A 25,204-nucleotide genomic window follows, 5' to 3' on the forward strand; every position below is an offset into this window, starting at 1 on the left:
CCCGCCAGCATAGGCGGGATACGACTATAGTCATGGCGGCAGTGCCCTTAAGAGGAACGTCTGACGATTCTTGCAATGAAGAAGCCATCGCTGTGATAGTGCTCGGGCAGAATCTGGATTCCGCCTCCTCGCACAAGCGATTTGTCACTGAGCCTGCTTAGGGCACCGAGCCCATCTTCAGCGATCGTAAACTCAGGATGGCCTTCCACAAAAGCAGACACTACGCCCTCATTTTCCAGGGTTTCGATCGTACATGTGCTGTACACCAAAATACCTCCCGGTCGAAGCAAGGTGGAAACCGACTCCAGCAGCCTTAATTGCAGAGCTGCAATCTGCTGGATATCCTCCTGTGATTTTCCCCATTTCAAGTCAGGCTTGCGCCGAATCACGCCAAGTCCCGAGCAGGGGGCGTCAAGCAAAATTCGGTCAAAAGACGCAGGCTCGAAGCGGTCTGCCAAGTCCAGCGCGTCCCCGGTCACAATTGAAATGCTGTCCAGTCCCAGGCGGCTCGCCTGATCCGATATGAGTTTGCCTTTATGGGAATGAATGTCGTTGGCGATGATCGTACCGTCATCCTTCATCATCTCACCCATATGGGCAGTCTTCCCACCAGGAGCTGCACAGCAGTCCAGCACCCGCATACCCGGCTCAGGCTGAACCGCCTCGGCAACCAGCATTGAGCTCTCATCCTGGATCGAGATCATCCCGTCGCGGTACCAATCGGTCAGTGCCATATTCCCCGCACCGCTCACAATAATCCCATAGGGACTAAGCGCTGAAGGAACGGCATCCACGCCCTGGCTGCTCATTAACTTCAGCATGTCCTCACGGCTGATCATCGTTGTATTCACCCTCACGCTGACAGCTGGCGGTTCATTGTTGGCCGCACAAATCGCTTCTGTCGTCTCGATCCCATATTGGGAAATCCAACGTTCCACGAGCCATTCCGGATGAGAATGAAGTAAAGCTATGCGCTTCGCAGCTGGCATATCCTCCGGGACCACCAGACTGTCCTTCTGACGCAGTATATTTCGAAGCACCCCGTTCACCATACCCGATATCCCTTGATGCCCGCGGCGCTTCGCCAGATTAACGGCCTCGCTGACAACCGCATGATCCGGTATCCGGTCCAGATACATGATCTGATACAAGCTGATTCGAAGCAGCGCCCTTACCCAGGGCTGAAGTTTATGGACTCCTTTATTGACAAACTTGTCCAAAAAATAATCTAACGTATTCAGCCGTGCAATCGTGCCGTAGATCAGCTCTGTGGCAAGTCCTGCATCGTTTCTGCCAAGCGAAGACTTCTGCAAAGCGGCATTGAGCAGGAGATTGCTGTATGCCCCCTCCTGCTCTACCTGCGTCAATACATTCATCGCCAGTTCTCGCGGAGAGTCCTGGCGTCCCTTCGGGCTGCGATTACCGCTCACGATAGCACCGTCCCGACCGTCAGGCTCGTCCCGCGCACGAATTGCGCCGCATCCATCGCCTTCTTGCCGCTAGGCTGAACCGTCAGGAGTGTCAGCGTACCGTCTCCTGTTCTCACAACAATCCCCTTGTCGTCAAGCTTCAGCACAGTCCCCGGCTGCTCTTCACTGGAAGATGCCTGAACGCTGCCCGGATTAGCCGCTTCCCATACTTTAAACACATCTCCGTTCCACAGCGTAAAACCGCCTGAATACGGAACCAGGCCCCGGATCTGGTTATAGATTTCGCGGGAAGTGCGGCTCCAGTCAATCTTCTCGTCGTCCCTTGTCAGATTCGGAGCGTATGTCGCCTTCGACTCATCCTGGGGCTCCGCCTCGACCTTGCCCTGCAAAAGCCGTGGAAGCTCCCGTAGCAACAGCTCTGCACCAACCTTGCTCAGCTTCTCAAACAGGGTTCCAGCCGTATCGTCATCTTGTATAGGAACCTCGGCTTTGGCAATCATATCGCCCGTATCGAGCCCCTCAGCCATATACATCAGCGTGATGCCTGTAACGGACTCTCCGTTGATGATGCTTCGCTGAATTGGTGCTCCTCCCCGATAAGCGGGGAGCAGCGAACCATGGACGTTCAGACAGCCAAGCGTTGGCATATCCAGCACCGATTTGGGCAGGATTTGGCCATAGGCAGCCGTGATGATCAGATCGGGCTTATATTCAGCCAATTCAGCCACGGCTTCCGGGCTCCGCAAGCGCTGAGGCTGCAGAACAGGGATGCCGTGACGCAGAGCTGCTTCCTTGACCGGGGTAGGGGTCAGCACTTTTTTACGTCCCTGCGGACGATCAGGCTGTGTTACAACAGCAGCTATGGAATAGCCTTCGGCAAGCAGCATATCCAAACTGGGTACTGCAAAGGCCGGGGTGCCCATGAATACGATATTCATCGGTTCTCCAGCTCATTTCTCGGCTGTTCCGGGACATATTCATACACTCGGTCAGCGATTTCCGTAAACAGCACCCCGTTCAGATGATCAATTTCATGCTGAAAAGCTCGTGCAAGCAGCCCGGTCCCTGTAACAATAAGTTCATTGCCTTCACGATCCAGCCCTTTCACGGTTACTTTCTCCGCACGGCGTACATCCCCGTTCCATCCAGGAATACTCAGGCAGCCTTCAGGTCCGAATTGCTCGCCCTCGCTCTCCAGGATCTCCGGATTGATCATCTTGATCAAACCGTGCTCATCACCTGCATCAATAACAATCAGACGCTTTAGTATGCCAACCTGCGGTGCGGCCAGTCCTACGCCTTCCGCATCGTACATCGTATCGGCCATATCGTCCAACAGCTTTTGAACGTTCGGTGTTATTTTGGTAACCTCTTTTGCTTTTTTATGAAGAACCTCATCCGGTTCTTTAACGATTATACGAATCGCCATTTCTACGACACCATCCTTGTGCTTTTCATCATTATATGCTCTATTACATTAACATTTGCGGGTCCACGTCAATACTGATCTGAAGCTTGCTGTCCCGCGCTGAATCCTGAAGCTTCTCGGCAACCGAGCGCACAAGCGAGACAGCATCCATCGTTCCCCGCCATTTTATCATACATTGAAATCTGTATCTATTTTTTAACCGCGGAATAGGAGAAGCGACCGGACCCAGTATATCAAGCGCACTTGCATCGAATCGATCCAGACTTCCGAACCAACCCCGGCGGTCGGATTCGTATTTAATGGTCGCGGCAAAATTCTCGGCCATTCGTACCAGCAATGGCAGCTGTTCATGGGACAGCGTCACCAGAATCAGCCTGCAATACGGCGGATAGTGAAGCGCCTTGCGGTGCTTCAGCTCATCCTTGACGAAGGATAGATAATCATGGCTGCTTGCATGAATAATGGAATAATGCTCAGGTGTATAGGATTGAATGACCACTTCACCGGGCAGGTGATGGCGTCCGGCTCTTCCAGCAACTTGGGTAAGGAGCTGGAATGTCTTCTCTGCCGCCCGGAAATCGGGCAGGTTAAGCGCCGAGTCGGCCGTGATGACACCAACCAAGGTGACATCGGGAAAATCAAGACCCTTGGCGACCATCTGCGTGCCAAGCAGCACATCACCCTTTTTGTCCCGAAACTGCTTCAGCAGCTTCTCATGAGAGCCCTTCTCCGTCGTGGTGTCTACATCCATTCGAATGACGCGAATACCGGGAAAGAGCTTGGCTAACTCCTCTTCGACCCGCTGCGTGCCTGTACCGAAATAGCGGATATGCTCACTGCCGCAATCCGGACAAACCTCCGGTGCCTGCGCAGCATAGCCACAATAATGACAGCGTAAATTATTCGATTTCTGGTGATAGGTCAGCGAGATGTCGCATTCCGGACAGCCTGCAACGTATCCGCAGCTCCGGCACATCACAAACGTAGAATATCCCCGCCGATTCAGCAGCAATACCGTCTGTTCTCCGCGTTCCAGGCGTGATGAGATTGCCGCATGCAAGGATCGGCTGAACATCGAGCGATTTCCCTCCCGAAGCTCCTCCCGCATATCGACAACATGGACCCCGGGCAGCTTGTTGCCCAGTGCACGGCTCGGCATCTCCAGCAGCAGGGGCGCAAAGTCATCCCGAGACTGCGATTTGGCTGCATAATAGCTTTCAAGGGAAGGCGTTGCTGAACCCAGGATAACGGCAGCACCGATCATTGATGCACGATGAACCGCGACATCTCTGGCATGGTATTTTGGTGTTTCTTCCTGCTTATACGAACTTTCATGCTCTTCATCCATGATGATCAGACCCAAACGGTCAAACGGCGCAAAGACCGCCGATCGTGCACCCACGACAACCGACGCCCGGCCTTCCCTTATTTTACGCCATTCATCGTAGCGCTCACCATCCGAAAGCCGGCTGTGCATCACGGCCACGCGGTCGCCAAAGCGGCCTTTGAACCGCTCCACCATTTGGGGTGTGAGCGAGATCTCGGGGACCAGGACAATCGCCTGACGATCCTGATCGAGACAGCGCTGAATGGTCTGCAGGTAGATTTCCGTCTTGCCGCTACCCGTGACTCCGTGCAGGAGAAACACGCCGTGCTCATGTTCATCGAGCTTGCGCACAACGCTCCGGTACACCACCTGCTGCTCAGGCGTGAGCGCCAGTGGTTCACTGGGGGTAAAATGGCGCCCTCGATAAGGATCGCGAAATATCTCTATATCTTCAATGGTAATGAGCCCTTTATCAGCCAATCCTTTCACGGTGCCTGCCGAGACGCCCAGCGTCTGCAGCAGCTCCTTCTGCGATATGGGAAGAAAGTCTTCCATCTCCAATATATATTGGAGCACTTCCTTCTGGCGCTGGGCTTTAGCCGGGAATGCATCCAGTGTAAGACGGGCCTCCTCGCTCGAGACCGCAAGCTCGATCGCTTTCATCGTTTTTTTCTGCAGCTTGTCCTTGATTTGCTGGTGTTCACTCAGCTTCCCTTGGCCGATCAGCGCTTTGATGGCAGCTGCAGCATCTGGGAACGCTCTGGTTAACTGCTGGAGTGACACTTCACCTCTCTGACCAACAAACCCGAGAATATCCCGTTCCAACTCGCTTTCCGGCAGGATTGCAAACAAACCATCACTTTCATCCATCGCGTTCGCTTCGGGATTCCCAAGAGAAATATACCGTTCAGCTTTCCCTTTCAGCGCTGTTGGCAGCATGGATTGCAGCGCAGAGATATAACGACAGGCGTAACGCTCCTTCATCCATTCTCCAAGTTCAATCAATTCAGGTGACAGAGGCGGCATCACATCGAGTACTTCCTGAATCGGCTTCATTTTGGCCGTGTCCATCTCCGGGCGGGGATGCAGAGACACTACGAATCCCTGGAGCGTACGATGGCCAAACGGCACACCGACCCGGCTGCCTACCTCAACCCAGGGCCGCAGCTCCTCAGGGATCAGATAATCAAAAGGCCGATCCGTATCCTTGGACGGCACGTCCACAATTACCCGGGCCATTTCCATTATGATGACCTCCCGGATAACCGATCCGCCGCCAGCGTTAATAGCTTTAAGGCTACTTCCTCCTTGGATATCACAGGCAGCTGCAAGACCAGCCCCTCTTTATCAAAAATCTGAACGCTGTTCGTGTCTGTACCGAATCCTGCGCCCACCTGCGTAACATCATTTGCAACGATCAGGTCGCAATTTTTGCGTTTCAGCTTATCCTGGGCGAAATACTCTACCCTATCGGTCTCAGCCGCAAATCCGATTAAAAACTGGGAAGTTTTTTGACGGCCCAAACTCTCCAGTATATCCGTGGTCTTCACAAGCTCCAGTGTCATGGTTTCTCCGCGCTTCTTAATCTTGGACGTGGCTGTCTCCACAGGGCGGTAATCGGCGACGGCCGCCGCCTTGACCACGATATCACTCGTCTCGAACACACGCTGGACTGCTTCGTACATGTCCTGCGCCGAGCCCACTTTTTCCGTCCGAATTCCTTCCGGAGGAGCTTCATCGGTATGGGCGGCAATCAGAAGTACATCTGCTCCAAGCTGTTTTGCCGCTTTTGCAACCGCAAACCCCATTTTTCCGGATGAGTCGTTCGTTATATACCGCACAGGGTCAATGCGCTCGATCGTGCCGCCTGCCGTGACAACCACTTTTTTGCCATGCAATATGCCTGTAGAGCTGTTTGCCGTATCCTCAGTCCGTAAGACGGATGGTGCGCCATCCTTAAAAAACCGTTCAACTACATCAACGATGGTTTCAGGCTCTTCCATACGCCCCTTGCCAACATATCCGCAAGCCAGAAGGCCCTCCCCGGGCTCAATCATGGACACTCCGCGGGAGACCAGCGTCTGCATATTCGCCATGACAGCCGGATGCGTATACATATGCACATTCATTGCCGGGGATATCATGACGGGAGCTGTGGTTGCAAGCAATGTTGTGCTCAGCATATCATCCGCAAGGCCATGAGCCATTTTCCCGATGATGTTCGCTGTGGCCGGGGCAATTAGGAACAAATCTGCAAGATCGGCCAAATGTATATGTGACACAACCGATGGATCTCTTTCATCAAAGGTATCACTATAAACCGGGTTTTTGGTCAGCGTCTGCAGCGTTAATTCCGGAATAAACTGCTTGGCTGATTCCGTCATAATGACATGCACATCTGCTCCCCTCTGGACAAGCCTGCTGCATAAAGTCGCTGCTTTATACGCGGCAATGCCACCTGTAACGCCAAGCACGATGACTTTTCCGTTCAACATGACAATCCCCCGCTTTCGATTGGTATGAAGACTACACGATGATATCTTTTCAAAAAAATAACAACCTTACGGTTGTCACATTTTTGCGTGCTAACACACGCTTATTTAAAATTTTTATTAAAAGTCTAGTCTTGTCCCCGTTCAACCTTCACGTAATCACCATAGATCTCTTCCAGAGCGACGCCGACAAATTTATGGGACTTCGGATGTTTCAACTCGCTGACTTCTCCTTCACGCAATTGGCGTGCACGGCGGGAGGCCGCAACTACCAAAGAATACTTACTGTCTACTTTGTTCATCATTTCATCAATGGAAGGATATAACATAGTTGAAGCACCTCTTCTTCATATACTTGAAAGTCTGCATGTCTGTTAACAGACAGCTTACTTTCTCACCTTACAATGTTCGGCTATAATGATAGATTCTATTCTCTCACAAGCGAGATTGATCTCATCATTCACTACAGCATAATCATAATGCTTCAGCAGATTGATTTCGTCAACCGCTACGGACATACGGTGGTCGATGGTAGCCTGGTTCTCCGTGCCCCGGCCTTGAATTCGGTCTTTCAATTCATCGAGTGACGGCGGCATCAGGAACACAAAGATACCATCCGGAAATTTCTCCTTGACCTTTAGTGCTCCCTGCACCTCGATCTCAAGAATAATATCCTTGCCGGTGGCTAGTGTCTCCTCCACAAAATCACGCGGGGTCCCGTAATAGTTCCCGACGTATTCCGCATATTCCAAAAGCTGATCGTTCTCAATCATATCCATGAACTGATCATGGCTTTTGAAAAAATAGTTCACGCCATGCACTTCACCAAGCCGCGGCGAGCGTGTCGTAGCAGACACGGAATACACCAAGCCCGGAATCCGGCTGCGAAGCGCTGTACAAACGGTACCCTTCCCCACTCCGGAAGGACCGGACAATACAATTAATAATCCTCTAGACATAGTACTCCTCATCTTATTCGTCGTTGTCGTCGTCTTTGCTGGACAGACGGTGAGCCACCGTTTCAGGCTGCACAGCCGATAAAATCACATGGTCACTATCGGTAATGATAACAGCCCGTGTCCTTCGTCCATATGTAGCATCAATCAGCATATGACGATCTCTTGCTTCTTGAATGATCCTTTTAATCGGAGCTGATTCAGGGCTCACGATCGAAATGATCCGATTGGCCGATACGATGTTTCCGAAGCCAATATTAATAAGTTTGATTGCCATAGTGCGGTTGCTCCCCCTATACATTTGACTCTTATTTGCCGATGAAGCTGCGGTCATTCCACATTAGCTGCTTGCTCACGAATCTTCTCCAGTTCCGCTTTCATTTCGACAACACGGTTTACCAGAGTCAGATGATTGGCTTTCGATCCAATCGTATTGACTTCCCTATTCATCTCCTGAATCAGAAAATCCAGCTTGCGTCCGACAGGGCCTTCTTGGCGAAGCAGCCCCCTGCACTGTTCAAAATGACTGCGAAGACGGATCAATTCCTCTTCCACGTTCGAACGTTCCGCAAATAGAGCAACTTCCAATCCGAATATATGTTCATCAACAGCAAGCGATCCGTCATCAAGGGATTCGATCCGCTGCCGCAGACGCTTCCGATATTCATTGGGAACTTCTGGGGCAAGCTCAGTCATTTCTTGATGAAGCAGCTCTAATCGGCCAAGTCTCTGCTCAATATCCCTAGCTAGGAAAGCACCTTCCCGACTACGCATTTGCAACAGACCATCCAGCGCTTGTTCAAGACCTTGAAGAAGCGCATCATTCCATATCTTCTGCTGCGCTTCATCCATGGAAAATCCGCTCGGACTAATGAGAACATCTGGCAGCGACAAAATATCCCGCACCGCCAGATCCCCCTTAATTCCGTATGACTTCAAGTCTTCAGCTGCATGCAAGTAAGCCTGAACCATCGCATGGTTCAAAACAGCACTGGTAGACTCGCCGTTGTTTTCCTTGTTAATGTATACATCAATCCGTCCGCGTCCGATTCGGCTCTGCACAGCTTTCCGCAGTGAATCTTCGAAACACGCCCATTCACGTGGCATGCGAATAGCAATCTCACAATACCGGTGATTGACCGACTTCACTTCGAAAGAGATCTTGTATCCTTGCAAATCGACTGCGGATTGCCCATATCCGGTCATGCTTAATGACATCGGAATCACATCCATTATACTATTGTAATTGATAATTATTAATGAAACAAGGGGGTCAGGCGGCGGCCTGATTTCTCCCAGACATACTCCATTAACTGTACGCTCATTTCATAGAACATGAACGGAGTTATTAAGTATATACCGTTAAAATGCTCCGTTGCAACGTCCAATAATTCCTTGCCGATCTTGACACCCATCGCCCGTCCGGCTTCGCCTTCAAGCCCGGCCATGCGGCTGCGGACATCATCTGACAGCTGAATGCCCGGCACCTCATTATGCAAGTATTCAGCATTTCGGCCGCTTGCCAGCGGCATGATGCCGATAAAGATCGGAATATCCAAATGCGCTGTCGCTTCTCTCAGTCTAACCATCAGCTCAGGATCATACACAGGCTGTGTCATCACATAATCCGCACCGGAAGCAATTTTCTTCTCCAATCGCGCAACCGCCTTATCAAGATGCTTTACGTTGGGATTGAAAGCAGCGCCGACCACGAACTTGGCTTTTTGCTTAAGAGGTTTACCGGAAAATGCTATACCTTCGTTCAGCTGTTTGATCATGCGAATGATTTCAAATGAAGTCATATCATATACCGAGCTGGAATCCGGCAGATCACCGAACCGTGCAGGATCCCCCGTCACAGCAAGCACATGATCGATGTCTAGAGCATCAAAGCCCATCATATGCGACTGTGTACCGATCAGGTTTCTGTCACGGCAAGCGATGTGGATCAATGGCCGAAGCCCTGTGCGCGCCTGTACCAAATGACCAAGTGCCATATTGCTCATACGCGTCACGGCAAGTGAATTATCCGCAAGGGTCAACGCGTCAGCACCGGCTTTTTTCAAAGCCTCCGCGCCCTTCATGAACTTCGCAATATCCAAATCTCTTGGAGGGTCCAACTCCACGATAACCGTGTGACGTTCTTTCACAATATCCACAATTGTGGGTTCGCCACTCCGTTCGTAAAACTGCTCCTCGGCCGTCTCGTGAACCACAATACGATTGATCTCAGCCTCATCAATGATTGGCAGTGGCGATGGCGTGTAATTGGACAATGAAGAAGAAATCTCGGCTATATGTTCTGGTGTGGTCCCGCAGCAGCCGCCAATGATCCTAGCACCCCGATCCGCAAACTCCAGGGCAGTTTTACCAAAATATTCAGGACTCGCGCCATACCGAATTTCCCCATCCACATAATCGGCTATCCCGGCATTAGGATAAACCGAAGCTGGAAGATTCATAACTCCATTTAAGGTTTCCAAAGCACGCATGATGCCGTTAGGACCTGTCCTGCAGTTAAAGCCAATTACATCCGCGCCTTCCTGACTCAAGATGCGGTACGCATCGGGCATACTGAAGCCGTCCAGCGTACGGGCTACGTCCTCTACCGCGAATTGGCAGATTACAGGCAAGTCGCTGATCATGCGGGCCTGCGCCAAAGCCAATTGCATTTCATCTACGTCATAGAACGTTTCAAGCAGGATGCCGTCCACGCCCTCCGATATAAGTTCAGACAACTGCTCCTCAAAATAACGCTTAAGCTCGCTTGTCGAGATATTGCTTCTTTTTCCAGCCCGGATGGAGCCTACTGCCCCCACAACATATCCTCTGTCACCGGCAGCTTCACGCGCAATTCTCACACCTGCGCGATTAATCTCCCCTACCTTCGTCTCCAAACCGTATTTGGACAATTTGTCATAATTGGCTGAGAACGTGTTGGTCTCAATGACCTGAGCACCAGCTTCTACATACTGGCGATGAACGTTTCCGATGACCTCCGGTGAGGTTAGATTCAATTCCTCATATGATATACCTACCGGAAATCCCTTTTGATATAAATAAGTACCCATTGCGCCGTCACCGACCAGTACCTGATTCTCCAATGCCTGTCGAAGGCTCGGTTTCATCGCGTTTCCCCTCCACCCGATGTTTATTTTCAACTAATGTATCATAAAACCTCTCATAAGATAAAGAGACAAAAGGAAGGCCTTTGTAAGGCCTTCCTACTGTGTCCATCCCTGCAAGACAAACTTATAAAATATCCGAGTAGACTTTATCGCGATATGTTGCGATCAGCCAATAGGCAAGGCGAACCGACGCTCACATTTCGACGCCTAACTGATTTCGAGTCAGCTCCCTTGAACGTCATGGCCTAAGTTGCAATTGTCCCCTTATACACAACCTCTGCCGGCCCTGTCATGTACACGTGATTATCAGTTTCGTCCCACTCGATAATCAAATCTCCGCCTGCCAGGGAAATCGTCGCACATCGCTCGCTCAAGCCATTCAACACGGAGGATACCAATGTGGCACAGGCTCCGGTACCGCAGGCCAGTGTCTGCCCTGCTCCGCGCTCCCATACCCGCATATCCATATGCATGCGCGAATTCACCTTAACAAACTCCACATTGGTCTTTCGAGGGAAGAGGGGATGAGCCTCTAGCTTAGGTCCCCATGCCAGGAGATCAAAGCGATCCACGTCATCCACATAAATGACGCAATGCGGATTGCCCATGGACAATGCCGTGATGCGGAACTCCCGTCCATCCACTATAATAGGCTGATTCACAATCGGATCGAGATCCATCGTCGTCGGCACACTCAAGCCATCTAATACAGGCTCCCCCATATCCACCCGCACCCTGCTTACATGTCCATCCTGCACCGTCAAGCGCAGTTTCTGTACTCCGGCACCTACCGTTTCTATCGTAATCTCCTCTCGACCAATATAACCGTTGTCATATACATATTTCGCAATGCAGCGGATAGCGTTGCCGCACTGTTCCGCTTCAGAGCCATCCGAATTGATAATCCGCATCATGAAATCAGCCTTTGCGGAAGGCAAAATATAGACAAGTCCATCCGCCCCGATGCCAAAGTAGCGGTTGCACATTTTTACAGCAATTTCGGACGCATCCGCAGGAATTTCCGGCTCCCCGTATATGACAATAAAGTCGTTTCCAAGCCCATGTACTTTTGTGAATTCCATAGTAAAACCCATCTCCTCTGCTGTTGCTTCGCTTGTGCTTAGCATATCGGAGAGTCGATGGTCCATCCATTCATTTTACGCCGAAATATTTGCACTATTCGTCATCATTGTACGACGGTTCCGGTGTCTATTCCTTCTGCCTCCCCATACGCTTCCAATTCCCATTAGGAAGGTTGGGATGCCTGCAGCAACGAGGACCAGCGCCCACTCTTTAAAGCTTAATGGCACCGTTTTGAAGATTGGCTGGAACATCTCAATGTACATGACAGCAAGCATTAATACTACTGAGGATAACACGGCCAGGACCAACGCTTTGTTCTGCAGCGGATTGCGGTGGAATATCGATCGTGAACTGCGGCAGTCAAACACATGAATCAGCTGGGCCATAACAAGCGTCGCAAAGGCAACAGATTGTGCTTTGGTCAGCTGACCCGGATCATTTGGTGCGATGCGCAGCGTAATCCAGAATGCTCCAAGTGTACACAAGCCGATCAGTATGCCGCGGCTGATGATTTTCCAGCCAAGCCGTCTGGCAAAAATATTCTCCTTGGCTCCGCGGGGTTTATGCTCCATTAGATCTTTTTCCGGCTGATCCACTCCAAGCGCCATAGCCGGAAGCCCGTCTGTTACGAGATTCACCCACAGAATCTGGATCGGAACGAGCGGCAGCGGCAGCCCCATCATCATCGCAAAAAACATCGTAAGAATTTCGCCGACATTCGAAGCAAGCAAGTAACGAATGAATTTGCGGATATTCTCATAGATGCTCCGTCCCTCTTCGATCGCGGAAACGATGGTGGAAAAATTATCATCGCTTAGCACCAGCGATGAAGCTTCTTTGGTCACATCTGTACCCGTAATGCCCATGGCGATTCCGATATCGGATGCCTTGATTGCTGGCGCATCGTTCACGCCGTCTCCGGTCATGGCAACCACATGCCCTTTGCGCTGAAGCGACTTGACAATCCGGAGTTTATGCTCAGGCGATACACGGGCATAGACGTAAGTCTGATCGACCCGTGCATCCAGTTCCTTGTCATCCATCCCGGACAATTCCTGCCCCGATAACGACAGACCATTCCTTGGCATGATGCCAAGCTGAGCGGCAATCGCTTCTGCTGTTGTCCGGTGGTCGCCCGTAATCATGACAGTCTTGATTCCCGCGCGTCGGCATGTTGCGATTGCATCTCGCACTTCACGGCGCGGCGGATCGATCATACCGGCCAATCCGACAAAAATAAGCTGACTCTCGGCTTCTCGCTCCGTATCCGGCTTGTCATAGGGACGCAGATCACGATAAGCCAACCCAAGTACGCGCAGCGCTTCGGAAGCCATGCCTTCATTGGCGGCAAGCACCTTCTGGCGAAGCGTGGCGGTAAGCGGAACAACGTTTCCGTCCCACATGATATAGGTACAGGCATCCAGCAGGACATCAGGCGCACCTTTCGTGCAGAGCAAGCGGCCTCCCTGATGACTGACAATTACGGACATCAGCTTCCGCTCCGAATCAAACGGAAACTCTCTGTCTCTTTGATAGATCGCATTTAAACTGCTCCGATTCAGGCCCATTTTAGATGATAACGTCAGTAACGCGCCTTCTGTCGGGTCGCCTTTCAGTTCCCAAGCAGCAGCCAGAGGTTCTTCCTTGGCCTTACGCTTGTTTCGCTTCTCTTCTTGTACGATCTCATAGATCTCGGCATTGTTACACAGCCCACTGATTTGGAGTAATCTGCGCAGACCCTGATCGGAGCGCAGCTCGACGGGTTTACCTTGGTAAAGAATTTGTCCAATTGGATCATACCCCTGGCCGGTAACCTCCAGAGAACGCCCTCCTAACCAGACCTTTGTAACCGTCATTTTGTTCTGGGTGAGGGTGCCGGTTTTATCAGAACAGATGACGGAAGCACACCCCAGCGTCTCAACGGATGGCAGCTTGCGCACGATCGCTTTCCGTTTAATCATGCGCTGCACGCCAAGCGCGAGGGCAATCGTAACAATAGCTGGTAGCCCTTCGGGAATCGCTGCAACTGCAAGGCTGACACCCGCCAGGAACATGCCGGCAGCAGGCTGTCCATGCAGAATACCTGCAATGACCACCAATATCGTAAGCCCAAGTGAAACGGCGATCAGAATTTTACCAAGCTGTTCCAAACGATGCTGCAGCGGGGTCTCCTGGGACTCCGTATTCTGGATCAAATCGGCAATCTTGCCCATCTCCGTATCCATTCCGGTACGGATGATAACTCCCTTTGCCGTGCCGCGGGTCACCATGGTGCCCATAAATCCGATGTTCTTCCTGTCCCCGAGTGGAACATCCGCATCGAGGATAGGCTCGGCATGTTTGTTAACCGGCAGAGATTCACCAGTCAAAGCTGACTCTTCAACACTACAGCTGTTCACCTCAAACCAGCGAACGTCTGCCGGGATCCGGTCTCCACTTTCAACGAGCACGACATCGCCAGGTACGAGTTCCCTGGCCGCAACCTGTACCACTTTACCGTCCCGGATGACCCTGGACATCGGCGCGGACAGCTGCTTCAAAGCACGCAGCGACCGTTCCGCCTTGAATTCCTGAACGAAACCAAGAATCCCGTTGATCAGGATGATGGCCACAATTGTGACGGCATCCAGATACTCGCCCAGCAGACCGGATACCAAGGTTGCTCCAAGAAGCACCAGCGTCATGAAATCCTTAAATTGATTCAGAAACAGAACAAATGGAGAAATCTTAACGCCCTCGGAGAGCTCGTTATAGCCACTCTTTTTCCGCCTCTCCCCGGCTTCCTCTTCCGTGAGGCCCTGCTGCGGATGCGTATGCAGCGCATGCTGCAGTTCATCCGTATTCATCTGGTGCCATTGCTTTTGTTCCATGCTCCCTTTCCCTCCCGGTTGTTTTGCAAGTTCCGGCGGATGACAGCTTTTCCACCCTTTCTACGTAAATGTATTCGGACATGTCCTGAATTATCACAGAAGGGGCCTTAAGTTTTTAAGGGAATTATGGCATCATAGAGAAGTACGATTTAGGAAGGGTTACAGACAGATAGGAGAATGAAGGATGGCATTAGACGGCATTGTCACACGTGCAATCGTGCATGAGCTTCAATCATGCCGCGGCGCACGGATCAATAAAATATATCAACCGAACGACAGAGACATCGTATTTCATCTACGTACCCAGCAAGGAAATGCCAAGCTGCTGCTGTCGGCCAATCCCACGTATCCCAGGGTACATTTAACTCAGGAAACGTTTCTGAATCCCGCCGAAGCCCCTATGTTTTGCATGATTCTGCGCAAGCATTGCGAAAGCGGCATTATCGAAGACATACAGCAAGTTGGTATGGAGCGAATAATTCATATTACGATTCGTCAGCGGGATGAACTCGGGGATATTTCCTCTAAAAAAATTATTGTTGAACTCATGGGCAGACACAGCAATATCATTCTGCTCGATCCCACAAACGAAACAATTCTGGACGGCATCCATCATGTGACACCAGCCATTAGCAGCTACCGTGTGATCATGCCGGGATTCTCTTACACCAATCCCCCGGAACAGCACAAACGGAGCCCTATCGAGACCGGACAGGAAGACTTCCGTGAAGCTTGCCTGATGAATGAAGAGCAAGCTGTGCCCTGGTTGGTAGGCACGTTTAGCGGTTTAAGCCCGCTGGCTGCCCAGGAGATCGCTTACCGGGCAGGAGGAAGCAGAATAGAGGAGCTTGAAGAGGAGAAGGATTGCGGCAGCCTGTGGAACGCGTTCGAAGAAATAACGGAGCTCGTCCGCAATCATCAATACACGCCCGTATCAGGCATCAATGCCAAGGGAAAATCGGTATTCTCCGTCATCCCATTAACCCTGTTGAAGGATGAAGTAAGGACCTACGATTCCGTCAGCCAATGCTTGGAAGATTATTATGGGGATAAAGCACAGCGGGATACCGTCAAGCAGAAGGTAAGCGATCTTCTTCGATTCCTTCAGAATGAACGGACCAAGAACCTCAAGAAGCTGGACAATCTGAATAAAGATTTGGAAGAAGCCGGCGATGCCGATCGGTATCGAATCTTTGGCGAGCTGCTCTTTGCCTCGCTGCATCAGATTCAGAAGGGTGACCGGGAAGCCAAGCTGATCAATTTTTACGATGAAGACCAGGCAAGTATCACCATTCCCCTGGACCCGCTCTTGACACCATCGGATAACGCGCAGAGATATTTTAAAAAATACAATAAGTACAAGAACAGCCTCGCGGTTATCGATGAGCAGTTGATCAAAACCTATGAAGAGATCAGCTACATCGAGAATCTCCTGCAGCAGCTGTCACATGCCTCCTTGAATGATATCGACGAAATCAGGGATGAACTGATTCAACAAGGGTATTTAAGAGACCGCAGCCGCAAAACGAAGAAAAAGAAGAAAAACGACAAACCGACACTTCACGTCTATACTTCTTCGGAAGGCATCGAGCTCTATGTGGGTAAAAATAATCTTCAAAACGAATACGTGACCAACCGCCTCGCTTCCTCAAACGATACATGGCTGCACACCAAGGATATTCCAGGCTCCCATGTGGTCATCCGCAGCAGCGAATACGGAGAAGCAACGCTGCAAGAAGCAGCTCAGCTGGCCGCTTATTACAGCCAGGCCAAAGAGTCCAGCAGCGTGCCTGTTGACTACACGCTCATTCGCCATGTACGCAAGCCAAACGGAGCCAAGCCTGGATTTGTCATCTATGACAACCAGAAGACGCTGTTCGTCACCCCGGATGAGCAAATGATCAAGGCTATGCCAAATACGGTGAAAAATAATCGCAATTAGAATAAAAGTGGACATCGATCTATCTTGATCATTCAATAATAAAAACGGGTACCCTGAAAGGTCGAATGACCAGTCGGAGTACCCGTTTTTTTCACAATGCATCGACTATCTATCTTATGCCCTCACGCGCCTGTTGAAGCTGGTCAAGCACCTCAACAGGTACTTGGCGGCTGCCGATCTCCCCATGAAATACCTGTCCCTGCCTCTGGCCGTGATAATCCGATCCGGCAGTTACGATAAGCCCGTATTCCTCGGCCATCGCTGAATAGCGTTCTTCTTCCGCTGCTCCATGGTCGGAATGGAAGACTTCAATCCCTTTGAAAGCCCCTTCTTCAATGATGGCTCTGACCAGCCTATCGTCGCCATAAAGACCAGGGTGCGCAATTACAGCGACGCCGCCAGCATCACGTATCCATTCGCAGGCTTCCCGGGGATGAATTCGTGGCTGCGGCACATAAGCTGCTGCGCCCTGCGCGAGATACCGGTCAAAGGCATCCCTTAGATCGAGGGCATGACCTTTAAGGACGAGCACATCCGCAATATGTGGACGCCCAATGCTCTCGTCTGGTCCGAGTGGGCGCCCCAGTCCCTCGATGACTTCTTCCATCGTAATTTCGATACCGAGCTCGCGAAGCTTATCCAGAATCTTCGTATTACGCTGCTCCCTCGTCCGACGCAGCTCCGCCAGCCGCTCCAGAAACACGGAATCCTGATAATCCACATAATAACCGAGGACATGAATATCCTTCCCGCCTGTCATTGTACTGATCTCCACGCCCGGAACCACCGTCATGTTCAGCCGTTTTCCTGTTTGCAGCGCTTCTTCAACACCCGCGACAGTATCATGATCCGTGATGGCCAGCGCTGCTAATCCCCGTTCGAAAGCCATCTGTACATTTTCCGAAGGGGTATTCATACCGTCCGAAGCCTGGGTGTGGGAATGGAGGTCACAGCCCGTCCGTTTCACGAATGTATTCATCTTTTACAGCTCCCTTTTTCGTTGAATGTCCAGAATTCTCTAGCGTGATTGCTCCTTTAAATAATCCAGAAACTTCATTGCCGACATCGGCAATAAACTCGACTTAAGCTGTATGGAGTAATAATTTCGTTTAAAAGAGGCATCTGCAATATCGATCATTTTCACTAGCCCAAGTGCAATTTCATGTTTAACCGTTGAGGTTGACAGCATCGTAATACCAAGTCCCTCTTCCACCGCGGATTTCACTGCGCCAGTGCTTCCAAGTTCCATCACGGTCTGGATGGTTTCAGGGTCGTATCCCCGCTCCATGAGTACATCCTCCATCACCTTGCGGGTCCCCGATCCCTTCTCACGAAGTACGAACGGATACTTCAGCATATCCTCCAGATAAACCGCTCCATCCCTCGCTGCCAATGGATGGTCTATTGGGACGATCAGCTTCAGTTCATCCTCCATGACAGCATGCAGTACCATATCAGGATGTTCTACAGGAGCTTCAATCAGTCCAAAGTTCATTTGATGGTTTGCGATTTCTTCAAGAATCTGCGTTGTATTCATAACTTTTAGCATAATGGATATGTCCGGGTACTCCCGGCCGAACGGTCCCAGTAAGCGCGGGAGCACATACTCCCCGATGGTCAAACTTGCCCCCAGATGTAATCTTCCGAGCAGGTTACGTGAAAAAGACGCCATCGCTGCATCCGTTTCCTGCGACAATTCCAGACTCCGACGGGCGTAAGGAAGCAGCGTCTTACCGGCCTCGGACAACTCCATCCGTTTCGTGGAACGAATAAGGAGCTTTGTTCCATAGTGTTCCTCAAGCGCCTGAACCTGCATGGTCACCGCCGGCTGACTCATATGAAGCGCTTGAGCGGCTGCAGAGAAGCTCCCCCGCTCGGCTACCGTAAAAAAAATATGGAGCTGATGAAAATTCATATCGCCGGTTCCCCCTCCCGCTGCTGCTCTTGATTTATCATTGTAAACAATGATGGCCGAGCATGCAAAAAAAAGACATCCGCGCTGACGCTCGCATGCCACATCACAATTCTATATTCTATTTACGCTTGCGGCTGTTCTTGATCAGTGTCATGCGGCGTGAATGACGAAGCCATGAGTAATAAGACTTCAGATCACGAAGTTCAATAGTTTCCGACATGCGTCCCAAAAAAGTCACGATAATCATCCGATGAAGCGGATTACCGATCAGGTCACGTTCGTGCTCCAGCTCCGAAAATTCCGCAACAACAACCAGATCGTCATCTATTAGATAGACATCCTGTTCATTCCGATAATAAGGCACAATGCGATCCTGCTTCAAGCATTCCCACATCCAGGTCCCAATCACTTCATGGGAAGTGTCACTGTCCTCAACCCGGTCAGTGTAACGGCTCTTTGCATGATTGGTGATAACGATATCGGCTACCTTCTTATCATTTAAAGTTATATAAAACGGTTCATAGGTGCTCCACCGCTCAGTCCCTTTATCGCGCATGGAATATCACTCTCCACCAAATGGGTCTTTATATCTATGTATATATACCCAACATATTACATCATTCCACTCCTATTCACAAGATTGAAACAACGTATCTTGTGAACAATCACCGAAAAATTAGAAATATTTCTAATGGCATACCGTCGTGAATGGACTTATTTATACTATATTATCAAACAAGTATTCAATTTATGCCACTCCACCATGTGATTTTATGTTTACTTTATTTAAAGTTCACCATATATTTCTGATCAGTCCGATTACTATACTAAACTATAACCGTAAAAAAAAAGCAGCCCCGAGAGGCTGCTTTACGATCTTTCGTTTACTTCTACTTTAGTTGCCTATCTACGCCATCAAACAGCTCAGCGTGCTAGGGACCATAGAATTTTGCTTTATCCGGCCCTTTGCTGTCATACTCCGTCTTAATCTCATTCCGGTAGGAGCGTTCAATCTTCCGAACGTAAGACAATCTCCGGATATTCTTCATTGTCTCTTCGGCACGATCAGCATTGACATACATCACAACGTAATGCATACGACGTGAAATATAATGCACACTCCCATACTTCTCTAGGTTTCTCGCCGCCTTCACATCGCTGACCCATATTATATAACCGGTCCGTTCAGCCAACATCCTTAGCTCCTCACCTCACTTTCATCTCGAATCTCAAGTGCCTTCCCTTTAGCCGCACTGGCAGGAACCGCCGCTGCCGCAACCCTTGGTTGGTAGAGGGTCGTTGCTTGGAACCTTAATGCTCTCCGATACCGAAAAGGCAATCCGCTCCGACATCGTATGCAGCAGGTCATCCAGGTTCTTCTCGGCCTGCTTGAAGCGAGCCACAGACTCTATTACTTCCAGCTCCGCTTCCACTTTGGCTACTTCCTCCATGGCCGAATGGTAATTCGGGTGAAAGTGACCGAACCGCTGAGTCTCTTCGAACAGTTCTTTCTTCGATTCCAGCTTCTTAATTAAAGACTGGATCAGGGGGTCACGTTCAACCGCCTGCTTCCAATATAAATAATCCGCCACTTCGACGGAAGCATTAATCATGTCGCCTATTTCATAGGCGTAGGTGAGCACCTCGGCCATATCGACCGTGTTTAATTCCGATACGCTCATGAACTCATCCCGCTTTTCTATTGGTTTTGTCCACATTCTTATTTTCGTGGACTCTTTCATCATAGCATAATGCTCGTGCCATAAGAAGAGGATTTTCACAAGCTTTTACGGAATTACAAGTCGCATTTCCTGCCATTCTCCTTCGCCCAAGGTCACTAGGACCTCCGTCTGTTCCGACTTTGGATCGTATAATGCTCCGGAAATTTTCCACGGCTGACGCTCAAGCTGCAAGGGAATAAATTCCATGCGACTGTCTCCGATTGCCAGCTCTAGTTTGGCTGAACACTCAAGTGCTTGCTCCATCATTTGCTTCGCTGTTGAACGATGATAAACACGCCATTCTCTTGTCCACATCACCGGGATATGATTCAGATCCGGAGGAGACAAGCATAGATCAGGAAGTGTATGATCGGCTGCAAGCGCAAGTTCGCTGCGCGCTGGACGGATCAAGCCGGATGACAGGGTGGTCATTGAGCATGGGAAAGTGTAACAATGATTCTCTTTCTGATTCTTGCCAGTCCAGCAAATCTCCTGCTCTTCTTCCGATGTTCCATGACCGCTCAGGTCCGATCGTTTCACTTCCTTCCCCCACTGAACCAATGCAGTGAGCACGTTCTCCGGTATTCCTGCAGCTGCATGTTCCATTAAAAATGCAGTGATCTTATCGGGACCCATTCCTGCCTTCGCAGATTGAGCCACGGATTCCCTTGTCAGCCGGTAAACTGTCATTCGATCATCCGAGACACGCTCCGTGCACCTTGCTGCCGTAAACTTAACCGTATTTGGCACATCAGGCGGAATCAAAATTTCAAAATCCGCCTGAACAAACAGTTTCCCCCCTCTGATATCACCCACGCTGTCATCGCTGTATAACGAGCATGGGGGCCTGCGCCACCGGAACATTAAATCACCCTCGTCATCGACACCCATGTCGGTATACCCGCAGCCTGTCAATAATTGTAGCCATGGTATAGCAGCTGCTGAAGTGAATTTTTGATGATCAAGCTGGTCTCCGGAGACTTTCCCTTCGACATTCGGCATTTTTTGCTCCAAAGCATGCCACTGTCCTCCGGTGAGTGATGAATGGCATATCCGGAATACATAATGCTGATACTCGGCCGAAGTGGGAACATAGCGTTCCATCATATAGCGTAAAATGATTCGATCCATTGCCTCATGAGATAGTTGGAGCCATCCTCTCAGTACGTCCAAATTCAGCTTTAACACCCCTTGCCCGGGGCTCACAAGCTCCAGCGCGTGCAGAAGATCCAATACGATTGCGATATGGGAAGGGTAGACATCCGCATGAACGTAAGGGAGTCCAAGGCCATCCACATCGGATGGCCTTAAGTCTACTATTTGTTCCAGCTTCTGAATGATTTTCTTATGCAGAACCCCTTTTGCTGTCAAAGCCAAACGATTCTTGGTCATATACACGGCAATATTGAAAATATCAACCGTTATGCCGCTCCTGCCCTCTTGCTGAAGCTTTACGTGGCCTTGCTGCTTGTAAGGGAGCTCCAGATGTCCAAAGCCCTCCTGCAATATCTGAAGCTTGTCAAAAGGGATATAATACAGCCTGTCTCCCCAGCCCTGTGTCACCGTTTGCAGCCAACCTTGTTGGAGCAGGGAATGGAATGCAAGCTGCACTTCCATGCCGCTGAGACGCTGCACGTACATTGAACGCAGCTTGCTGTCATCAAAGCATTGCCCCGCATATCGGCTCCAGATGTGCCGAAGAACCGAACGCTCCTTTGGGTGAATATCCAGGAGGCTTGGAGTCAACGTTGTGTCCCGGGGGTTTTGTTTCACCGCGCTGCCTCCCTCTCTTCTTTCAGGTCAAAGCCGGGTATCTTCGGATTTGCCAGAAGTTCTAATGATTCCGGGAGCTTTGCTGGTATCACTCGATATTCATATCCTTGCTCAATCAGAAACAGCTGCCGCCGATTTGCAAAGCTTTCCTCGCGGCTGTCTTCCGATACCAATGTATAGAAAAATGCGCGGTTCGCTCCTTGCTTGGGCCGCAGCAATCGGCCAAGACGCTGTGCCTCCTCCTGCCGTGATCCATAACTGCCCGAAACTTCAATGGCAACTGAAGCATCAGGCAAATCTACCGCAAAGTTCGCTACCTTCGATACGACAAGCACACGTACCTCCCCTTCCCGAAATGCCCTGTACCATTCATTGCGGCAATCCTGACTCATCTGGCCAGTAATGAGTGGGGCTTTAAGCTCCTTGGCCATAAGATGAAGCTGATCCAGGTACTGGCCAATGATCAGTGTCTGTGCATCCTTGTGAAGACTGACAAGCTGCCGTACGATCTGCAGCTTGGACGGATTTTCGGCAGCCAGGCGATACTGCTCCCTTTTGCCAGCCGATATGGAGGCTTCTCTTGTCTCCTCCTGCATCGGCACCTTAATCTCCGTGCATGCCACGGATGCGATCCAGCCTTGTTCCTCCAGCCTTTTCCAAGGCATATCGTATCGCTTGGGGCCAATCAAGGAGAATACATCATGCTCTCTGCCATCCTCGCGCACCAAAGTGGCCGTCAGTCCCAGTCTGCGCGTTGCTTGAATGTCGGCCGTCGCACGGAACACCGGAGCCGGGAGAAGATGAACTTCGTCATAGATGATCAAGCCCCACGGTCGTTCGTTAAACAGCTTCATATGTTCTTGCTCTTTGCCCTTTCCAGGACGGTGGGTGAGAATCTGATATGTGGCAACCGTCACAGGCCGCACCTCTTTACGCTGACCGGAGTATTCACCAACCTCTTCCAGGGACAGCGTTGTTTTCTGTAACAACTCCGCGATCCACTGCCTTACAGAAGTCGTATTGGATGTAAGAATTAAGGTCTCGCATTGAAGATCGCGCATAGCAGCTATACCGATCATCGTTTTACCGGCTCCGCAGGGGAGAACAAGAACACCGTTTCCCCCCATACCGCCCGCATCCTGAAAACAATCTGCCGCTTTTTGCTGATAGTCACGAAGCTTAATACCTTGGTCGCTTGAATGCTTGTCAGTATTAAGCCCGGGTTCATTTGAAGGGACGCCGTTAGGTTTTTCACTATTCTCTGTTGCCGAAGTTTCTCCCCGCCAAAGGATGTTCAAATATTGCCCATCTAGATATCCGGCATGGTCCAGCACCGGGTAGCCAAGGCGCGTCAGCTCCTGCTTGATCACACCACGGCGGTCTGCCGGCACCTCCGCTTCCATTTCCGAAACCATACGAACTCCCATCGAGGAAAGTGTGGGGGCTATCTCCTGCACTAAAGCGGTGTGTTTTAACCGAAGCAGCAGTAAACGCTCCTGCGTCGGATGGGGAAGAAGAGACAACTGCCCGTAACGTTCTACAAGCTGGCGAATTTCTCCCAGCAGCGCCTCCGGCACATCCCAGCGTGACAACGACTTGAGACTTGAACAAATCTCTGCGGCGCTCATCCCACTGGCAGCAGCATTCCAGAGAGACAGTGGTGTCAATCGATATGTATGAAAAGACGAAGGACTTTTAATCAAATCAGCATACTGTGCCAGTTGTTTTCGCGCTGTTTCAAAATCCGCATGGGCGGTCTCAAGAAGTATGGTTCGATCCCGCTGGATGATGCAGGGCTTGTTGTTCATCTTTTTTATCCTCCTCATAGGCTGTCGCACGCTATTTTTCATAGCCCGGGTTAAAAAAAGAAGTTCTTATCCATCGTAATGGATAAGAACTTCCCCTATGATCTATAGGATTTCCAAAATGCGGGAGTTCATGCGCTGACATCTCGAATGCCGTTCTATTCTTCATTCTGGCAGCTTGCCACCATCTCAATTAGCAGCTTCGCTCCGCAGCGCATCGCCTCTTCATCAAAATCGAACATCGGGTGATGATGCGGATAGATCACCCCTTTGTCCGGGTTGCCGGCTCCAACAAACATGAAGCAGCCTGGAATCTCTTGCAGGTAATAGGCGAAGTCCTCGGCCGGCATCAGTTTCGGCGATACCTTCACTTGATCCGCTGCGACAACCTTGGGAGCCGTGCGGAAAAACCGCTCCGTTTCGGCCTCGTCGTTCACCACAGGCGGATAGCCAACCAGGTACCGGACCACTGACTTCGTACCATACGTATCGGATACAGTCCGGGTCATATGCTCGATTCGCTCCCGGATCAGCGTCCGTGTAGATTCGTCGAACGTGCGCACCGTGCCCGTGATCCGGCAAGAGGAAGCGATCACATTCTGCGCATCCCCGGCTTGCATCGTTCCTACCGTAACCACTGCAGGCTGAAGCGGATCCACGCTCCGGCTGACAATCGTCTGAAGCTGCATCACGAGCGCTGCTCCCGCTACCAGGGCATCGGCCGTCACATGCGGCATACCGCCATGGCCTCCGCGTCCGGTAATGTCGATGAAGAACTCATCTGCTGCTGCCATGAGCGGACCCGGAGCACTAGCAACCGTTCCTACAGGTAACGGTGTCCACAGATGCAGACCGTATACAACATCGGCTCCGTCAAGCGCTCCATCCTTGATCATCGCTACCGCACCGCCTGGACATACTTCCTCCGCTGGTTGGAACATAAAGCGAATCTCACCCTGAACTTCTTCTGGGTACGTACTGTAATATGCCGCAGCTCCCAGCAGCATGGAGGTATGTCCGTCATGTCCGCAAGCGTGCATAACCCCTTGTTTCTGTGATTTATACTCGCAGCTCTTGCCGTCCTCGATCGGCAGCGCATCCATGTCTGAGCGCAGCACAACCGTTTTACCGGGTTTGTCCCCTTTAATAATCCCTATCACGCCGTACCCGCCGACATTGCTCTTGACCTCCAGGCCAAGCTCTTGAAGACGGGCTGCTATAAATGCTGAAGTCTCCTTCTCCTGGAACGAAAGTTCCGGGTTCATATGTAAATAACGCCGCCACTTTACCATCTGCGGATACCATTGTTCCCAAAATGCTTGTTTCATCAAGT

At 50.7% G+C, this 25,204-nt stretch carries 21 protein-coding genes; 1 reads left to right on the top strand and 20 read right to left on the bottom strand.

Annotated features, from left to right (window positions below):
• Positions 1-47: 47 nt before the first annotated feature.
• The 12 genes from rsmB to ABEQ74_RS20105 all read right to left on the bottom strand — a co-directional run bounded on the left by rsmB (position 48) and on the right by ABEQ74_RS20105 (position 14,715).
• Positions 48-1,430 carry a 16S rRNA (cytosine(967)-C(5))-methyltransferase RsmB gene (gene rsmB, locus ABEQ74_RS20050; RefSeq protein WP_430123906.1) on the bottom strand — a complete coding sequence of 461 codons (1,383 nt, stop codon included), beginning with the start codon at positions 1,428-1,430 and terminating at the stop codon, positions 48-50.
• Positions 1,427-2,368 carry a methionyl-tRNA formyltransferase gene (gene fmt / locus ABEQ74_RS20055; RefSeq protein WP_430123907.1) on the bottom strand — a complete coding sequence of 314 codons (942 nt, stop codon included), beginning with the start codon at positions 2,366-2,368 and terminating at the stop codon, positions 1,427-1,429. The genes rsmB and fmt overlap by 4 nt, the downstream gene beginning before the upstream one ends.
• Positions 2,365-2,859, bottom strand: a complete 495-nt coding sequence (gene def / locus ABEQ74_RS20060; protein WP_053488965.1) for a peptide deformylase — start codon at positions 2,857-2,859, stop codon at positions 2,365-2,367. The genes fmt and def overlap by 4 nt, the downstream gene beginning before the upstream one ends.
• Positions 2,860-2,902: 43 nt before the next feature.
• On the bottom strand, positions 2,903-5,431 hold the full coding sequence (priA, locus tag ABEQ74_RS20065) for a primosomal protein N' (RefSeq protein ID WP_430123908.1): 2,529 nt from the start codon (positions 5,429-5,431) through the stop codon (positions 2,903-2,905).
• The gene (gene coaBC / locus ABEQ74_RS20070; RefSeq protein WP_430123909.1) at positions 5,431-6,681 is read right to left on the bottom strand and encodes a bifunctional phosphopantothenoylcysteine decarboxylase/phosphopantothenate--cysteine ligase CoaBC; all 1,251 of its coding nucleotides are present in this window, start codon (positions 6,679-6,681) and stop codon (positions 5,431-5,433) included. Before coaBC ends, priA begins: the two co-directional genes overlap by 1 nt.
• A 125-nt stretch (positions 6,682-6,806) precedes the next feature.
• Positions 6,807-7,007: a DNA-directed RNA polymerase subunit omega gene (gene rpoZ / locus ABEQ74_RS20075; RefSeq protein WP_053488968.1), complete on the bottom strand. Its 201-nt coding sequence runs from the start codon at positions 7,005-7,007 to the stop codon at positions 6,807-6,809.
• 57 nt (positions 7,008-7,064) lie between these two features.
• Positions 7,065-7,637 carry a guanylate kinase gene (gene gmk, locus ABEQ74_RS20080; RefSeq protein WP_430123910.1) on the bottom strand — a complete coding sequence of 191 codons (573 nt, stop codon included), beginning with the start codon at positions 7,635-7,637 and terminating at the stop codon, positions 7,065-7,067.
• Between the two features lie 13 nt (positions 7,638-7,650).
• On the bottom strand, positions 7,651-7,911 hold the full coding sequence (gene remA, locus ABEQ74_RS20085) for an extracellular matrix/biofilm regulator RemA (RefSeq protein ID WP_006209218.1): 261 nt from the start codon (positions 7,909-7,911) through the stop codon (positions 7,651-7,653).
• Positions 7,912-7,964: 53 nt separating this feature from the next.
• Positions 7,965-8,852: a YicC/YloC family endoribonuclease gene (locus tag ABEQ74_RS20090; protein WP_430123911.1), complete on the bottom strand. Its 888-nt coding sequence runs from the start codon at positions 8,850-8,852 to the stop codon at positions 7,965-7,967.
• A gap of 38 nt (positions 8,853-8,890) precedes the next feature.
• Entirely contained in the window at positions 8,891-10,762 is a 1,872-nt protein-coding gene (locus ABEQ74_RS20095; protein WP_430123912.1) for a bifunctional homocysteine S-methyltransferase/methylenetetrahydrofolate reductase, read from the bottom strand.
• Between the two features lie 245 nt (positions 10,763-11,007).
• Positions 11,008-11,844, bottom strand: coding sequence for a diaminopimelate epimerase (gene dapF / locus ABEQ74_RS20100; RefSeq protein ID WP_430123913.1), 837 nt, complete (start codon positions 11,842-11,844; stop codon positions 11,008-11,010).
• A gap of 75 nt (positions 11,845-11,919) precedes the next feature.
• Complete coding sequence (locus ABEQ74_RS20105; protein ID WP_430123914.1) at positions 11,920-14,715, bottom strand: calcium-translocating P-type ATPase, SERCA-type; 2,796 nt, start codon at positions 14,713-14,715, stop codon at positions 11,920-11,922.
• A gap of 184 nt (positions 14,716-14,899) precedes the next feature.
• Here ABEQ74_RS20105 and ABEQ74_RS20110 point away from each other — a divergent pair, with 184 nt between their 5' ends.
• Positions 14,900-16,657 (top strand): Rqc2 family fibronectin-binding protein, encoded by a 1,758-nt coding sequence (locus tag ABEQ74_RS20110; protein ID WP_430123915.1) that lies wholly within the window; start codon positions 14,900-14,902, stop codon positions 16,655-16,657.
• 109 nt (positions 16,658-16,766) lie between these two features.
• On the opposite strand, the gene ABEQ74_RS20115 is transcribed toward ABEQ74_RS20110, so the two are convergent.
• From ABEQ74_RS20115 to ABEQ74_RS20150, 8 genes are all read right to left on the bottom strand, one after another.
• Positions 16,767-17,636, bottom strand: a complete 870-nt coding sequence (locus ABEQ74_RS20115) for a PHP domain-containing protein (RefSeq protein ID WP_430123916.1) — start codon at positions 17,634-17,636, stop codon at positions 16,767-16,769.
• Positions 17,637-17,675: 39 nt separating this feature from the next.
• Entirely contained in the window at positions 17,676-18,572 is an 897-nt protein-coding gene (locus ABEQ74_RS20120; RefSeq protein ID WP_430123917.1) for a selenium metabolism-associated LysR family transcriptional regulator, read from the bottom strand.
• Between the two features lie 118 nt (positions 18,573-18,690).
• Positions 18,691-19,128 carry a hypothetical protein gene (locus ABEQ74_RS20125; RefSeq protein ID WP_053488977.1) on the bottom strand — a complete coding sequence of 146 codons (438 nt, stop codon included), beginning with the start codon at positions 19,126-19,128 and terminating at the stop codon, positions 18,691-18,693.
• A gap of 376 nt (positions 19,129-19,504) precedes the next feature.
• Entirely contained in the window at positions 19,505-19,768 is a 264-nt protein-coding gene (locus ABEQ74_RS20130) for a YlbG family protein (RefSeq protein ID WP_430123918.1), read from the bottom strand.
• Positions 19,769-19,816: 48 nt separating this feature from the next.
• On the bottom strand, positions 19,817-20,254 hold the full coding sequence (locus ABEQ74_RS20135) for a YlbF family regulator (protein ID WP_430123919.1): 438 nt from the start codon (positions 20,252-20,254) through the stop codon (positions 19,817-19,819).
• Positions 20,255-20,359: 105 nt separating this feature from the next.
• Complete coding sequence (locus tag ABEQ74_RS20140; protein ID WP_430123920.1) at positions 20,360-22,066, bottom strand: helicase-associated domain-containing protein; 1,707 nt, start codon at positions 22,064-22,066, stop codon at positions 20,360-20,362.
• Positions 22,063-23,874, bottom strand: a complete 1,812-nt coding sequence (locus tag ABEQ74_RS20145; RefSeq protein ID WP_430123921.1) for a DNA repair helicase XPB — start codon at positions 23,872-23,874, stop codon at positions 22,063-22,065. Before ABEQ74_RS20145 ends, ABEQ74_RS20140 begins: the two co-directional genes overlap by 4 nt.
• Positions 23,875-24,029: 155 nt before the next feature.
• Positions 24,030-25,199: a M20 family metallopeptidase gene (locus tag ABEQ74_RS20150; RefSeq protein ID WP_430124246.1), complete on the bottom strand. Its 1,170-nt coding sequence runs from the start codon at positions 25,197-25,199 to the stop codon at positions 24,030-24,032.
• Between the last annotated feature and the right edge of the window lie 5 nt (positions 25,200-25,204).

The organism is Paenibacillus solani, from assembly GCF_050475945.1.
GTDB classification, from domain to species: Bacteria; Bacillota; Bacilli; order Paenibacillales; family Paenibacillaceae; genus Paenibacillus_AQ; species Paenibacillus_AQ solani_A.

Bases quoted from the DNA above. Each gene is read 5' to 3' on its own strand.
- fmt (WP_430123907.1), bottom strand. From the start codon at position 2,368: ATGAATATCGTATTCATGGGCACCCCGGCCTTTGCAGTACCCAGTTTG.
- def (WP_053488965.1), bottom strand. From the start codon at position 2,859: ATGGCGATTCGTATAATCGTTAAAGAACCGGATGAGGTTCTTCATAAA.
- priA (WP_430123908.1), bottom strand. From the start codon at position 5,431: ATGGAAATGGCCCGGGTAATTGTGGACGTGCCGTCCAAGGATACGGAT.
- coaBC (WP_430123909.1), bottom strand. From the start codon at position 6,681: ATGTTGAACGGAAAAGTCATCGTGCTTGGCGTTACAGGTGGCATTGCC.
- rpoZ (WP_053488968.1), bottom strand. From the start codon at position 7,007: ATGTTATATCCTTCCATTGATGAAATGATGAACAAAGTAGACAGTAAG.
- gmk (WP_430123910.1), bottom strand. From the start codon at position 7,637: ATGTCTAGAGGATTATTAATTGTATTGTCCGGTCCTTCCGGAGTGGGG.
- remA (WP_006209218.1), bottom strand. From the start codon at position 7,911: ATGGCAATCAAACTTATTAATATTGGCTTCGGAAACATCGTATCGGCC.
- ABEQ74_RS20090 (WP_430123911.1), bottom strand. From the start codon at position 8,852: ATGTCATTAAGCATGACCGGATATGGGCAATCCGCAGTCGATTTGCAA.
- ABEQ74_RS20095 (WP_430123912.1), bottom strand. From the start codon at position 10,762: ATGAAACCGAGCCTTCGACAGGCATTGGAGAATCAGGTACTGGTCGGT.
- dapF (WP_430123913.1), bottom strand. From the start codon at position 11,844: ATGGAATTCACAAAAGTACATGGGCTTGGAAACGACTTTATTGTCATA.
- ABEQ74_RS20105 (WP_430123914.1), bottom strand. From the start codon at position 14,715: ATGGAACAAAAGCAATGGCACCAGATGAATACGGATGAACTGCAGCAT.
- ABEQ74_RS20110 (WP_430123915.1), top strand. From the start codon at position 14,900: ATGGCATTAGACGGCATTGTCACACGTGCAATCGTGCATGAGCTTCAA.
- ABEQ74_RS20115 (WP_430123916.1), bottom strand. From the start codon at position 17,636: ATGAATACATTCGTGAAACGGACGGGCTGTGACCTCCATTCCCACACC.
- ABEQ74_RS20120 (WP_430123917.1), bottom strand. From the start codon at position 18,572: ATGAATTTTCATCAGCTCCATATTTTTTTTACGGTAGCCGAGCGGGGG.
- ABEQ74_RS20125 (WP_053488977.1), bottom strand. From the start codon at position 19,128: ATGCGCGATAAAGGGACTGAGCGGTGGAGCACCTATGAACCGTTTTAT.
- ABEQ74_RS20130 (WP_430123918.1), bottom strand. From the start codon at position 19,768: ATGTTGGCTGAACGGACCGGTTATATAATATGGGTCAGCGATGTGAAG.
- ABEQ74_RS20135 (WP_430123919.1), bottom strand. From the start codon at position 20,254: ATGAGCGTATCGGAATTAAACACGGTCGATATGGCCGAGGTGCTCACC.
- ABEQ74_RS20145 (WP_430123921.1), bottom strand. From the start codon at position 23,874: ATGAACAACAAGCCCTGCATCATCCAGCGGGATCGAACCATACTTCTT.
- ABEQ74_RS20150 (WP_430124246.1), bottom strand. From the start codon at position 25,199: ATGAAACAAGCATTTTGGGAACAATGGTATCCGCAGATGGTAAAGTGG.